The organism is Pseudomonas trutticola BRTCR10, assembly GCF_056155105.1.
Map to the genome: position 1 here is coordinate 2,713,511 of NZ_CM149552.1, position 13,386 is coordinate 2,726,896.

Annotated in this window: 13 protein-coding genes; 5 read left to right on the top strand and 8 right to left on the bottom strand. The window is 59.7% G+C overall.

The window, feature by feature from the left end; translation table 11 throughout:
- Window positions 1–258: 258 nt before the first annotated feature.
- Complete coding sequence (locus ACVVH8_RS12270; RefSeq protein WP_401297420.1) at window positions 259–1,359, top strand: polyamine ABC transporter substrate-binding protein; 1,101 nt, start codon at window positions 259–261, stop codon at window positions 1,357–1,359.
- Between the two features lie 132 nt (window positions 1,360–1,491).
- Window positions 1,492–2,079 carry a LysE family translocator gene (locus tag ACVVH8_RS12275; protein WP_103303481.1) on the top strand — a complete coding sequence of 196 codons (588 nt, stop codon included), beginning with the start codon at window positions 1,492–1,494 and terminating at the stop codon, window positions 2,077–2,079.
- A gap of 184 nt (window positions 2,080–2,263) precedes the next feature.
- On the opposite strand, the gene ACVVH8_RS12280 is transcribed toward ACVVH8_RS12275, so the two are convergent.
- Window positions 2,264–3,097 (bottom strand): AraC family transcriptional regulator, encoded by an 834-nt coding sequence (locus ACVVH8_RS12280; RefSeq protein ID WP_213028388.1) that lies wholly within the window; start codon window positions 3,095–3,097, stop codon window positions 2,264–2,266.
- A gap of 35 nt (window positions 3,098–3,132) precedes the next feature.
- The gene (locus ACVVH8_RS12285; RefSeq protein ID WP_315446546.1) at window positions 3,133–3,636 is read right to left on the bottom strand and encodes a VOC family protein; all 504 of its coding nucleotides are present in this window, start codon (window positions 3,634–3,636) and stop codon (window positions 3,133–3,135) included.
- A gap of 148 nt (window positions 3,637–3,784) precedes the next feature.
- Here ACVVH8_RS12285 and ACVVH8_RS12290 point away from each other — a divergent pair, with 148 nt between their 5' ends.
- Window positions 3,785–5,122 carry an FG-GAP repeat protein gene (locus tag ACVVH8_RS12290; RefSeq protein ID WP_475230398.1) on the top strand — a complete coding sequence of 446 codons (1,338 nt, stop codon included), beginning with the start codon at window positions 3,785–3,787 and terminating at the stop codon, window positions 5,120–5,122.
- Between the two features lie 13 nt (window positions 5,123–5,135).
- On the opposite strand, the gene ACVVH8_RS12295 is transcribed toward ACVVH8_RS12290, so the two are convergent.
- The 3 genes from ACVVH8_RS12295 to ACVVH8_RS12305 all read right to left on the bottom strand — a co-directional run bounded on the left by ACVVH8_RS12295 (window position 5,136) and on the right by ACVVH8_RS12305 (window position 9,155).
- Complete coding sequence (locus ACVVH8_RS12295) at window positions 5,136–7,577, bottom strand: TonB-dependent siderophore receptor (RefSeq protein ID WP_475230400.1); 2,442 nt, start codon at window positions 7,575–7,577, stop codon at window positions 5,136–5,138.
- An 86-nt stretch (window positions 7,578–7,663) separates the two neighbouring features.
- A complete protein-coding gene (locus ACVVH8_RS12300; RefSeq protein WP_475230403.1) occupies window positions 7,664–8,626 on the bottom strand; it encodes a FecR domain-containing protein in 963 nt (320 codons plus the stop codon).
- A gap of 4 nt (window positions 8,627–8,630) precedes the next feature.
- Window positions 8,631–9,155, bottom strand: coding sequence for a sigma-70 family RNA polymerase sigma factor (locus ACVVH8_RS12305; RefSeq protein WP_103303488.1), 525 nt, complete (start codon window positions 9,153–9,155; stop codon window positions 8,631–8,633).
- A gap of 280 nt (window positions 9,156–9,435) precedes the next feature.
- On the opposite strand from ACVVH8_RS12305, the gene ACVVH8_RS12310 reads away from it, so the two are divergent.
- Window positions 9,436–9,678 carry a transmembrane sensor/regulator PpyR gene (locus tag ACVVH8_RS12310; RefSeq protein WP_475230405.1) on the top strand — a complete coding sequence of 81 codons (243 nt, stop codon included), beginning with the start codon at window positions 9,436–9,438 and terminating at the stop codon, window positions 9,676–9,678.
- A gap of 141 nt (window positions 9,679–9,819) precedes the next feature.
- Here the strand turns inward: ACVVH8_RS12310 and ACVVH8_RS12315 are convergent, their stop codons facing one another.
- Together ACVVH8_RS12315 and ACVVH8_RS12320 are read right to left on the bottom strand one after the other, a co-directional pair.
- Entirely contained in the window at window positions 9,820–10,488 is a 669-nt protein-coding gene (locus ACVVH8_RS12315; protein WP_475230408.1) for a class I SAM-dependent methyltransferase, read from the bottom strand.
- A gap of 100 nt (window positions 10,489–10,588) precedes the next feature.
- On the bottom strand, window positions 10,589–10,951 hold the full coding sequence (locus tag ACVVH8_RS12320; RefSeq protein ID WP_103303491.1) for a DUF6124 family protein: 363 nt from the start codon (window positions 10,949–10,951) through the stop codon (window positions 10,589–10,591).
- Window positions 10,952–11,752: 801 nt separating this feature from the next.
- Here ACVVH8_RS12320 and ACVVH8_RS12325 point away from each other — a divergent pair.
- Window positions 11,753–12,145 (top strand): GFA family protein, encoded by a 393-nt coding sequence (locus ACVVH8_RS12325; RefSeq protein WP_475230410.1) that lies wholly within the window; start codon window positions 11,753–11,755, stop codon window positions 12,143–12,145.
- Window positions 12,146–12,304: 159 nt separating this feature from the next.
- On the opposite strand, the gene ACVVH8_RS12330 is transcribed toward ACVVH8_RS12325, so the two are convergent.
- Window positions 12,305–13,135: an alpha/beta fold hydrolase gene (locus tag ACVVH8_RS12330; RefSeq protein ID WP_475230413.1), complete on the bottom strand. Its 831-nt coding sequence runs from the start codon at window positions 13,133–13,135 to the stop codon at window positions 12,305–12,307.
- Window positions 13,136–13,386: the final 251 nt, after the last annotated feature.

Sequence of the window (13,386 nt, forward strand, 5' to 3'; positions counted from 1 at the left end):
CCGCTTCGCAACCCATCGGGGATAAATCCCCTCGCCACAAGTGATGCTCGCCCGGTCCTCCGCATTCGAGCGGTCATTCAAATTGGCCACATCGATCCCCTTTTGGCCAATCCCCCACTGTGATCCGTTTGCGCTGTCAGCAAGAATCAAAGCCATAACGAGACGCCAGACCTTTTTGCCCTCGGCTACCTTTAACGCCGCTGCCGTGTACAGAACATAAAAACCATCGAACTCACGCCGCTTTTTGGGGAAACAACCATGGTCACGATGAAACGTATTCTGGGTGCCACCGTGTGTGGGCTGACGCTGCTGGCCAGCGCCGTCCACGCCGAGCAGCGCGAACTGCGGGTGTACAACTGGGCGGATTACATCCTGCCGTCCGTGCCCAAGGATTTCGCCGCGAAAACCAACATCAAAGTGACCTGGGATACCTTCGACACCAACGAATCCCTGGAAGCCAAACTGCTGACCGGCAACTCGGGTTACGACCTGGTGGTGCCGTCGAACCAATTCCTTGATACGCAGATCAAGGCCGGCGTTTTCCAGAAACTCGACAAGACCAAGCTGCCGAACTGGAGCCATCAGGATCCGGAACTGTTGAAGCTGCTGGACAAAAACGACCCCGGCAATCAGTACGGCGTGCCCTACATGGTCGGTACCGTGCTGATCGGCTTCAACCCGGCCAAGGTCAAGGCGGCACTGGGCGACAACGCGCCGGTGGACAGTTGGGATCTGGTGTTCAAACCCGAGAACATGGAGAAGCTCAAATCCTGCGGTGTGGCGATGCTCGATTCGCCCTCGGAGATCTTGCCGCTGGCCCTGCATTATCTCGGCCTCGACCCTAACAGCCAAAACCCTGCCGACTATGAAAAAGCCAAGGAGTTGATGCTCAAGGTTCGTCCGTACGTGACCTATTTCAACTCGGCCAAATACATGACAGACATCGCCAATGGCGATATCTGCGTGGCCATCGGTTACTCCGGCAGCTTCTACCAGTTCGGCAACCGCGCCAAAGAAGCGGGCAACGGCGTGGTGGTCGACTGGCGTTTGCCGAAGGAAGGCGCGCCGATCTGGTTCGATACCTTCGCCATTCCGAAGAGCGCGAAGAACGTCGCCGAGGCCCATGAATTCCTCAACACCCTGCTCGATCCGAAAGTGATTGCGCCGATCAGTGACTTCCTCGGTTACCCGAATGCGAACAAGGATTCGATGCCGTTGATCAACAAGGAAATCACCGGCAATCCGAACCTGACACCGACCCCCGAAGCGCTGAAAAACCTTTACGTCGTCCAGCCATTGCCGCAGAAGCTTGAGCGCGTACGGACCCGGGTCTGGACCAGCATCAAGTCCGACAAATAACCATCAGCACAATCCTGCAAGGGATTGTCGATGGACGAAGTATTTGTGCGGTCAGGGCGATTTTCTTCAATACCGAGGGCAGGGCGCTGGTTACTTTGAGCGCCTTGTTCCTCGTTTTGAAGAAGGTGTGCAATGAGTCTGATTGTTTCGATGGCGGCGTTTGCCCTCGCCGCGTCCATCACCCCCGGGCCGGTCAATATTGTGGCGCTGAGTGCCGGTGCGCAGTTCGGCTTTCGTGCCAGTCAGCGGCATGTCGCCGGGGCGACGCTGGGGTTTGTGCTGCTGTTGGTGCTGATGGGGTTGGGCCTGCATGAAGTGCTGAAGCTATGGCCGTTCATGACTCGGCTGGTGCAACTGGCGGGGGTGGCATTTCTGCTGTTCATGGCCTGGAAACTCGCCAGCGATGACGGGCAACTGAACACTGGCGACTCGGCACGTGCGCCGTCGATGCTCTATGGCGCAGTGATGCAATGGCTCAACCCCAAAGCCTGGCTGGCCTGCGTGGCCGGGATGGGCGCGTTTGTCGCCGATGGCGAGGCGCGGCTGGTCTGGCAGTTTGCGGCGGTGTATCTGGTGATCTGCTATGTGTCGGTGGGCTGCTGGGTGTATGCCGGGACGTTTTTGCGCGGGTATCTGGGCAATCCGGCAGGGATGCGCTTGTTCAATCGACTGATGGCGGGGTTGTTGGCGGTGAGTGCGATCTACTTGCTGCTACCTTGACGAGGAGCAACCCTGACTCCAACGCTGACCTTTGTGGCGAGGGAGCTTGCTCCCGCTGGGTTGCGCAGCGACCCCAATCCGGCTCAATCAGAGCTGCCAGATGTAGCGCATTCTTGCGGATTTGGGAGCGCTTCGCCCTCCTGCGGGAGCAAGCTCCCTCGTCACAGACATCGATGCGTTCCGGTCAGCCGCGATACTGCCCCGGCGTCGCCGCCAGATGCTGTTTGAACGCTCGCTGAAAATGCGCCTGATCGGCAAACCCCGCTTCCAGCGCCACATCGGCGATCAACTGACCACTGCGCAAACGGCCACGGGCGAACTGGATGCGCTGGTTCACCAGAAACGCATGCGGGGTCATCCCGTAATACTGTTTGAAGGCGCGAATCAGGTACGACGGTGACAGCTGCGCCGCGAGGCAAATGTCATCCAGGCTGAGCAGATCCGTGCAATGTTCGCGGATGTAATCGGCGGCGCGTTCAAGCTTGAAATTCGGCTCGCGCACGGGAGCTTGTGCCGGGTTCAGACGCAGTTGCAGATCGCTGAAGAATTCCACCGCCACGCTCTGTTTGCGCAAGACGTCCTGCTGCTCGTCGATCAACACCTCGTACAGCCCGTTGAGATCGCCGAACAGCTTGGCGTCGGCGAGATGAGTGGTGGCAAACCGGCGAAACTCAAGCTCGGCACTGAAGCCCAATTGATGTTGCAGATCGGTCAGCCATGGCGTCTCGACGTACAGCATCAGGTACGACCACGGCTGATCATCGATCGGGTTGCACGCATGCACATCACCGGGATTCATCAGCACCACGGTGCCCGCCGTGACTTCGAACTGCGCTTGTTCGTGTACATAGGTGCTGCGCCCGGCGGTGATCGCTCCAATCGAAAAATGCGCATGGGAATGCCGGGCGTAACACACCTCGCGACCATCGGCGATCGCCCGCGCCTCGATGAAGGGCAGGGCGTCGTCGCGCCAGAAGCGCGGGGCTTTTTCAGGGTTTTTCGCGGCAGCGTGTTTCATCAACGTCATTCCCGGCAGGCCAGCGCCCGAGTGTATTAGCTCTGGCCGGCAAAGGCCCGTTCCAGTTCGGCGATATCGAGTTTTTTCATCTGGAACATGGCCTGCATCGCCCGCTGGGATTTGCTGGTGTCCGGGTCTTGCATCATGTGCATGAACGCCACCGGCACGATCTGCCACGACACGCCAAACTTGTCCTTGAGCCAGCCGCATTGCTGGGCTTCTACTGGCCCGCCGGCTGAGAGGTTGCCCCAAAAATGGTCGACTTCCTCCTGGTTCTGGCAATTGACCTGAAACGAGATGGCTTCGCTGAACTTGAACATCGGCCCGCCATTCAGCCCGGTGAAAGCATGGCCATCGAGTTCGAAACTGACGGTCATCACCGCACCTTCCGGCTTGCCGTGAAATTCCTGACCGACCTTGCTGTAGTGGGTCACGCCGGTGATTTTCGAGTGGTCGAAGATCGCGCAGTAGAACTTCGCCGCCGCTTCGGCCTGATCGTCGAACCACAGGCACGGTGTGAGTTTTTGAAAGCGTTGCATGACAGTCATCCTCGGCAGGTTAGACACGCAGGATTAACAGCGTAGTCAGTCCTTGGTCGACTGGCGGTGCCGTAGATCGACAAGTGCGCCGCGATTGGATTGTCGATAGACTTGCCGCCCCGATTTTGCCGCAAGGACGCTTCGCATCATGGTTGCCCCACGTTCCCTGTTTTTCACCTGCCTGTTCGCGACGGCATCAGCTAGCGCGGCCCCATTGAGCTGCCAGCTCCAGGACCCGGCCGGCAACTACCTTGTCGACGTGCGTGTCGAGCAGCCGCCGGCAGACAGCTTCGACCCGGTAGCGGCGCAGATCATCCTGCGCGATAAAGTCAGCGGCGATGTGCTGCAAACAATCGCAACACCCGACGCCTCCGAGCTGTTAAAGACTGACGGCGCAGCACCCACCTTGTGCTGCGAGGATCAGCGGTTGCTGGTGTTCGGCGACTTCAATTTCGATGGACAGCAGGACCTGGCCGTGCGCAACGGCAATGACGGTGGCTACGCGGCGGCGTCGTACGACGTTTATCTGTTCGATGCGGCGAATCCGCTGCTGATGCCGAACAAGCAATTCTCCGCCCTGACCCGTGAGCCGAACCTGGGCATGTTCGAGATCGATAGCGCAGGCAGACGTCTGGTCACCCGCTCGAAAAGCGGTTGCTGCTGGCGTCAGCAGGCGAGCTGGGAAATTCAGGACAAGCGCCCGGTGCGCGTGGCGGAAACCGTCGAAGTGGCGCAGGCGCCCTCCGAAGCCAATCCGTTCATGCCCAAAGGCTACACCGAAATCACCCAGCGCAATTTGCAGGGGGGGCAGTGGGTCGAGCAACGTCGTTTCGAAGGGCCGACAGGTGAGGCGCCGGTGATGTTGCGCGGCAAGCTCGACGGGAAAATCGCTTTCCAGTTGTGGTGGCAATTGCAGGGCGCTGTCTACATCGGCGAAGTGCGCTACACCGGTGGCAGCGGCAAACCCATCCGACTGGTCGGCGAACCTTACGACGATGGCGGCATTGCCCTGCATGAGATCAGTGAGCAGGGCACGATTACCGGCAACTGGTTTATTGACGGTGAACCCGATGAGAACGGCTTCCAAGGCGGGACCTGGCACAGCGGGGACAAGTCGTATTCCGTTGAATCGCGCCCGACCGCGTTCCATATTGCGCCGCAGAAACTCGCCGCGGTGGCGGCCGATCAACGTGAAGGACGCTACGTCATGGTGACCGATGATCAGCGCTCGGCATGGCTGACATTGAAGATCACCCGCGATCCGCAGGGTAGCGAAGTGGCGTCCCTGCAGATGGCGGTCACGCAACCGGACAAACCGGCCGGTCAGGTGAATGAACAGTGGCCATTGTTGGCGGGCAATCTGCTGATCGCACAGAAACAAGTGACTGAGCCGCTCTACCGCGTACGTCTGCTCGACGGTGCCGTGTGGGTGGAAGCCTATGGCGAGTACGACGCTTTCCGGGGCACGTATCTGAAGCAACCCTAACCGGCGCGCACCATCAGAAATCCCAACGCGTGGTCAGTTGCAGGCTGCGCGGTTCGCCATAGAAGCCGGTGCCGAAGTTGCCGAGCCCGGTGTAGTAGGTTTTGTCGAACAGGTTCTTGATGTTGAGCGTGGTGCTCAGGTGCTCGTTGAAGCGATAGCGCGCCATCGCATCGACCAGGTAGTAACTGTCCTGAGTGATGCGCACGTTCTCGCCAGCATCGGGTTGGAACACGTTGCCGAAAAACTCGCTCTGCCAACTGACGCCGCCGCCCAGCGTCAGGTTCTGCCAGTGGCCGGGCAGTCGATAGCTGCTGAATAGCCGGATCAATTGCTCCGGTGCGGTGGTTTGCAGGATCGAGGCGTACACCGGGTTGCCGTGGGCATCGCGGGTATGGTTGTAGGCGTAGCCGGCGGAGAGGTTCCAGCCGTCGGCCACCTCGCCCGCCAGTTCGAATTCAAAACCTTTGGTGGTCGCGCCTTGCACGGCGCGGTACACGGCCTCGTTGTCGAAGCCGCTGACCTGTTCGGCGACGTTGTCTTGCTCGATGCGAAACACCGCGAAACTCGCATTCAGCCGACCGTCGAAATACTCGGCCTTGATGCCCGCTTCATAGCTGTCGCCCTGCACCGGGTCGAGGACCTGGCGCGAGGCGTCTTTGCTGAGCTGCGGTTGATAGATGCGCGTGTAACTGGTGTACAGCGAATAGGAATCGTCGAGATCGTAGACCATGCCCGCGTACGGCGTAACCACACCGGTCTGGCGGTAGCCGTCGCGCACATCCGCTGTGGCCGGATCGCGGTAGTCGAGGTGGTCGCTGGCGGTGAAATCGCTGACCCGTCCGCCAAGGATCAACGCCAGATCGTCGCTGGCCTTGAAGCGCGTTGAAAAGTACGCGCCGGTCTGGCGCTGAACGATGGCGTCCGTGCCGATCTGCGGGATATCGGGCTTGGGATATTCGCCACGCCAGTCAAAAATACTGCCATTGAGCGGCGGGTAGACCGAGCCGTAGACCGGGTTGTCCTGTCGGGTGTTCATCGACATGAAACCGATAAGCAGCTGATGTTCGCGGCCGAACAGGCTGAACGGTCCGCCGAGGTTGATATCGACGTTGTCTTGCACCTCATCGCCCTTGAACTTGCCCATGTACAGAAACATGCCGTCGCCGGTTGCCGGGTCCGGATTGCCGCCGCTGGCCGAGCCGAGGAGGGTGTCGTGCTCGCGGTGTTTGCGGTCGTAGCTGAGTTTCAGCGTCCAGTCGTTTTGCAGTTGGTGGGCGAGGGCGGCGAACAGCGTCTGATTGATGAAATCGCGGCGGCTCCAGTCGGTGGCCGGGTTGAACGAGCGCGAGAACTTCGTTCGCGAACCGTCCGTGAAGAACATCGGGAAACCGGTCCAACTGGCGCCGCGCGAGCGGGTGTTCTGCTGGTCGAAACCGAGGGTCAGCAGGGTGTCCGGAGTCAGGTCGGTTTCGACGATGCCATAGGCAATGTCCTTGGTGTTTTGGTAGTGATCGGCGTGAGCGCTGCGCTGCTGATGGACGCCGACAAAGCGTGCGCGCACGTTGCCGCTGGCAGACAACGGGCCGGCAATATCGGTTTCAGTGCGCACGTTATCCCACGAACCGAGGCTGCCACTCAGCGCCGCCTGGAACACTGGCGTCGGGCGCTTACGGATCAGATTGACCGTGGCCGACGGATCGCCCGAACCGGTCATCAGGCCGGTGGCGCCCTTGATGATTTCGACGCGGTCGAAGGTCGCCATGTCGGTGCTGGTGGTGCCGTAATCGTAGACCCCGTCGTAGTCGGTATTGACGCCGTCGTACTGGAAATTGCTGATCGGCGCGCCCCGACTGGAAAACTCCCAGCGCTCACTGTCGTAGTTCTGCACGCTGATGCCCGGCGCGTGACGCAGGACGTCGGCAATCGCGGTGGCGCCCTGGTCGTCGAGTTGCTGGCGGGTGATCACCGTGACCGATTGCGGGGTTTCGCGCAGGGACAGCGGCAGGCCGGTGGCCGATGACGATTGGCCGGTGGTGTAGGCGTGGCTGCCTTCGGTGATGGCGCCAAGCGGCTTGCCGGAAATTGTCGTGGCGTCCAGTTGCACGGGGCTTGCGGTATCGCTGATACGCAGGACAAAACCGCCGCCGTTTTGCTGCTGCGCTTGCAGGCCGCTGCCATCGAGGAGGATTTGCAAGGCTTGCCGCACGCTGTAATCGCCGTTGAGGCCGGGGCTGCGCTTGTCGGCGGCGAGATCGTTATGGCCGGCGAGGAACACGCCGCTCTGCTCGGCAAAACGGTTGAGCACCGTGACCAGTGGGCCGGCAGCGATGGAATAGTGATGCCTTGGCGCTTGATCGACAGCGGGCGCCGCCAGCGCCATCGACACGCACGCCCCCGGCAAGGCAGATGCCAGGGCCAGGGCGAAACGGCTGCGGGCGAGGGTGGAGCGCAACATGAAGTTCCCGGGGCGATCAACGAAAAGAGGGGCTGCTGAGGGTCAACCGAACGAACCGGCAAAAAGGGAACCGTGCGCCGAAAAAATCACACGCTCGGCCCGACGCTGACCCACCAGTTGAAGGTTTTATCGACACGAATGGGCAGCGCCGCTTCCAACAAACGCAGGGCTTGATCGGTATCCTTGAGCGGGAACGAACCCATCACCGGCAGGCTCGCCACGACCGGATCGCAGTGCAGATGCCCCGGGCGATAACGGCTCAATTCTTCAATCAACTCGCCCAGCGGCAGGTTGTCCGCCAGCAACAGACCCTGACGCCAGGCCTCGCGGGACGGGCTGGCCGGAGCTGTGTTGCCCAGGCGCCCGATGCTGAAGGCCAGTTGTTGGCCGGCCTGCACAACCTGGCTTTCGCCTTGCTGGTTACGCACCTCGACCGCGCCCTGATAGACATTGAGCAGGGTATTGCGCTCGTTTTGGCGCACGCTGAACCGCGTGCCCAGTGCGCGCATCCGGCCGTGCTCGGTATCGACCAGAAAGGCGCGGCCCAGCTCCTTGGCGGTGTCGATCAGCACTTCACCGGCATGCAATTGCAACAGGCGTTGCGTGGCGTCAAATCGCACATTCACGGCGCTCAGGGCGTTGAGCCAGATGCGGCTGCCGTCGCTGAGTGTGGCCTCGCGGGTTTCTCCGGTGCCGGTCGACAGATCCGCGCTGAGGCGTTCGACCATCGGCGTACTGCGCCACGCGGCCCAACCGGTCAGCCCGGTTGCCGCGAGAATCAACAGCCCTTTGAGCGACTGTCGACGGCTGATCGAGGTGCGTGTGCTGGTGCGCAGGGTGTGGCTGATGGCGTGGGCTTCGTTATCGCCCTGCAACGGCGCAAAGCGCTGGCCGACGCGTTCGACATAACGCCAGGCAGCCTGATGCTCAGGACTTTGCGCCAGCCACGCCTGCCAGCTCAGGCGCTCGTGCTCGGCGACGTGGTCGTCATGCAATTGCACGTACCACTGCGCCGCTTGCTCAAGGCTGGCGTGGCTGAGCTTGTTCACCGGGCTACTCAATCAGCAAACCATCGAGTTCGGCTTCGAGCATGGCGCAATGCATCATCGCCTGAGCCAGGTATTTCTTGATCATCCGCTCGCTGACGCCGAGCTGTTCGGCGATCAGTTTGTAGGGCATGCCATGCAGCTGCGCGAGAATGAATGCATCGCTGACCCGCTGTGGCAGACGCTGCAACATGGCGTCCACTTCGTGCAGGGTTTCGACGATGATCGCCTGTTGCTCGGGCGAGGGCTGCAAGTCCGCTGGGCGACTGGCGAGGGTTTCCAGCCAGGTCTGCTCCAGTTGCCGACGTCGCCAGTGATCGACGCACAGGCCCCGGGCAATGGTCGCCAGATAGGAGCGTTCGTGAACTTCGCCATTGAAGGTTTGCGGGCGCTTGAGCACGCGGATGAAGGTGTCGTGCGCCAGGTCCGCCGCATCCATCGCGTTGCTCAGGCGCCGACGCAATAGCTCATGCAGCCAGCGGTGATGGCTGAGGTAGAGATTCTGCACGAGAGAGGCGTCGGCGACCGTCATCAGAGCAAGCGTCCAGAGCGACCGTTACGGGTCTAAATAAGAATGGGTCGCGATTAAAGCAAAAGGACGGATGGTGTGCAAATGATATTGGTTTGCTTTTGGGTGGTTGGGATGTCGGGCGTGGAGTTGTGTAGTCTTAATGACAATTCAGTGAGTCAAAATGACTTTTATTGATCTGGGTCAAATTGACTCTTTTTTTCGCAAGTAGCTGATTTTATGGGGGAGGAAATCTGGCACAAGAATTGAAACGGCTTCTGTACCTACTCAGGAGTACCGCGCTATGTTCACCTTCTTCGAAAGTCCGCTGAACGTTCTGCACCTGTCGAGCAAAGTGCTCGTCGCTGGCCTGATTGTCTTGCTGGCGGGTATTTACGGCGCTTATCTGTATCAAGGCAACATGCCGATCGCGCTGCTGGTGGCCATGCACGCCATGACCATCCTCGGCCCGACCTTGCTGAAAATCGGCTACGTCATGCGCCTGCTGGCGCAGTATCAGACCCGCCGCCCACTCGCCATCCACTGAATTCCTGTGGGAGCTGGCTTGCCAGCGATGAGGCCAGCAGCCCCGACATCCAGGTTGCCTGACCCAACGCCATCGCTGGCAAGCCAGCTCCCACAAGTGCGCGGCGTATGCAAGACCCATGTCTCGACGATGATTCCTGCATCATCGGCGTTCAGCGATCATCAGCAACGACTGCGGCACCGGGCTCTGCGGGTGCTGGGGTTCTTGCAGTCCGATCAAACGAAAACCCGCCATATCCAGCGCATTAAGCCAGCTCGACAAGGTGCGGAAATACCAGGGCATCGGCTGCCACTGGCCCTTGAAGCCGTCGAAACTTTCCTCGCGCCAACCATCCTGATAATCACCAGCCGCAACCGCCCACGGATGCAGCGTCTGAATCACCAGCGCGCCTCCGGGCACCAGCAACGCATTCATCGCGGTGAGCAACGGGATGATGTCTTGATGCAGCAGCGAGAAGTTGGCGCAGATCAGGTCGTAGTCGCGTCCGATGTCCACCGTCGCCTCGACCAACGCCTCATAAGTGGCGACATGCACCGCCGAAGCTCCGGCCGAACGCGCTGCCTCGATCAGCGTCGCATCGCCATCCACGCCTGTCGCGTCGATGCCGCGATCTGCCAACGCCCGCAACAACCAGCCTTCGCCGCAACCAAGGTCAAGCACGCGTGCTGGTTGTCGGCCCATGATCGCCAGCAGAATCGCCTGGTCGGTGACCTGCTGACGGCTTTCAATCGCGCCGCTGCGGATCACCTCGATCCAGGCGTGGGCGTTGTCGTGCCAGCTCTGCAAAAGGGTGGATTCGGGGGAGGGCATGTCGTGGTCCGATGCGGTGCAAAAAAATCAGTATGGACGCCGGATTGAAGATCGCCATGCAGGATGTACCGGCCCGGCATGGCGATCCGTCTGGCAACGACTACGGCAGGCGCAGCTTATCCAGTAATCGATTGACCAACAGCTCGTTCAACATGATCACCTGTTGCAACGCCAGCAACGGTTTGCGCTCCGGGCCGCCTACGGAGTTGGCGATATTGCCGGCCATGGCATGGGCGTATGACAGCGATTCACAGGCCTCGACCAGCAGGGTTTCGTCATCCAGCGTGGGGTCGACGAGATAGACGGGGCGAAACTTGGGCGATGCTGGCGGAGCCGCCAGGTCTTCGGGCTTGAGGTAGTAGTCGAGGGCGCGATCAGTCGCTTCTTTGACCTTTTGCGGGTCAAGCGCGGGGTCGTGGGGGATGGGATCGGTGGACGGTGGGTTTGGCGTGATTTTGAACATAGATAAAGCTCCAATTTAAAAAATGGGAGCCATCACCCTCGCTACCAAACGGCGGGTGGCGGCCATGCGCAGGTTGGTAGACCGGTTAAATTGGGAAACCCGGCGCTCACAGAGGAGCCCCACGCATGCCCACCATCAAAGCTGTACCTCAAAAAAGAGACAGCATCGAAGGTGTCGCAACAACGACAATTTAAAGCGGGCTACCAAACCCGATCACTGTTTTTCAGTGACAGGGAAACGATATAGCCCGGCCCATAGCCGTGTAAGCCGGCGGATTCTGGCGCACGCGTAGGTAACGGCGCAAGGTGTTGTAGGGAGGATGGCGTAACGGTTTGTGTGCTTTAAACGCGATCACGGCTTTGTGTTTATTGATGAAATACTGGATGGCGGGGCTTTGGGTTTTGCGGTGTGTCAGTGGGATTCCCCCTCACCCCAGCCCTCTCCCCCAAAGGGGGCGAGGGGGAAAGGGAGCCGATCTCCATGTACTCCAGAACCTGAGTTCAACTCGATATTTCAGGTCGGCGTATTTCGAGCATCCAGCTCGGTCAGTTCCCTCTACCTCTGGGAGTGTATGTACCGGAGACATGGTGGACAGGTGTTCGGAGACATGGTGGACACTTTTTAATAGACACATTGCTCATCACCAAGGAGATNCGTTACGGCAGGTAAGAAGATCTAAAACCGTCCACCATGTCTCCGAACATGTGTCCACCATGTCTCCGGTACATACAGGGAGAGGGTTAGGGTGAGGGCTGTCGTCTGGATGATCGGTAATTTCAAATTCTGAAGTGGAGGTGAGACATGAATCGATCGACTGGTGGTTGCCTGTGCGGCGACGTCCGTTTCGAAGTGACAGGTCAGCCCTACCGCGTCGGCATTTGCCACTGTCTCGACTGCCGCAAACGTCACGGCGCGCTGTTCGGCACCTCGGCAATATTCCCCGAAGATGCGTTGAAGGTCACTGGCCAAACCCGCGACTACAATGGGCGCTTTTTCTGCCCGCGCTGCGGCTCTCCGGTGTTCACGCGTTCGGCGGATGAAGTCGAGGTCAACGTCGGTTCACTCGATCAACCCAATCAGTTCAAGCCTACTTACGAACTCTGGACCATCCGCCGCGAGTCATGGCTGTCGGCGCTGCCATTGGCTCACCATTACGAGCGTGATCGTGAAAGTTCAGGGCGCACAGAGGAATAATGGGGCCCTTGTGGTAACCGAGATGGATGTCCTCTCACAAAACCTGTGGGAGCTGGCTTGCCAGCGATAGCAATCTGTCAGACACATCAATGTTGGGTGTGCTGCCGTTATCGCTGGCAAGCCAGCTCCCACAGGGGACCGCGAACAAGATTACAAATATCAACCGCGAATGAATGCCAACAGATCAGCGTTAATTGTCTCTGCCTCCGTTGTAGGCATCCCGTGCGGGAACCCCGGATACGACTTCAACGTGCCATTGGGCAGCAGTTTCGCCGACAAAGGCCCCGAGTTCGCATACGGCACGATCTGATCATCCTCGCCATGCATCACCAGCACCGGCACGGTGACTTTCTTCAAGTCTTCGGTGAAATCGGTCTGCGAGAACGCCACGATTCCGTCGTAATGCGCCTTGGCGCCGCCGATCATGCCCTGACGCCACCAGTTCGCAATGATCCCCTCGGAAGGAATCGCCCCCGGCCGGTTGTACCCGTAAAAAGGCCCGCTCGGAATATCCCGATAAAACTGCGCGCGATTCGCCGAAAGCTGCGCCTGAAAATCATCGAATACCGATTTCGGCAAACCGCCCGGATTGCTTTCAGTCTGCACCATCAACGGCGGCACGGCGCTGATCAGCACGCCTTTGGCAACGTTGTCCTGTCCATGCCGGGCGATGTAATGGATGACTTCACCGCCGCCAGTGGAGTGGCCGACATGCACGACGTTCTTCACGCCCAGGTGATTGACCACCGCCAACGCATCATCGGCGTAGTGATCCATATCGTGGCCGTCCCAGACCTGGCTCGATCGCCCATGCCCACGGCGATCATGGGCAATGACCCGAAAGCCCTTGCCGAGAAAGAACAGCATCTGCGCATCCCAGTCATCCGAACTCAGTGGCCAGCCGTGGTGAAAATGAATCACCGGGGCGTCTTTCGGGCCCCAGTCTTTGTAAAAGATGTCGACGCCGTCTTGGGTGGTGACAAATCCCATGCTCGCTACTCCTGACCAATGTGATGGATAACCCGCGCAGTGTTCGCGGACCGGTTTCGCTCATGCAGCGTGGCTGGCTCGGTGAGAGCCGTTATCAACTGTAGGATTAAAGTCGACATCTGCATGACCGGTGGTCGCAACGTCTGGCTTCAAACGCAAATTACGCTTAGCTGAAAGGGATAAGCCGAGGCGCGCGCAGGCTGTTGTGGCCGCAGCGACGCCCCTTCAGAACACCGTGAGTCTGAGGAAAT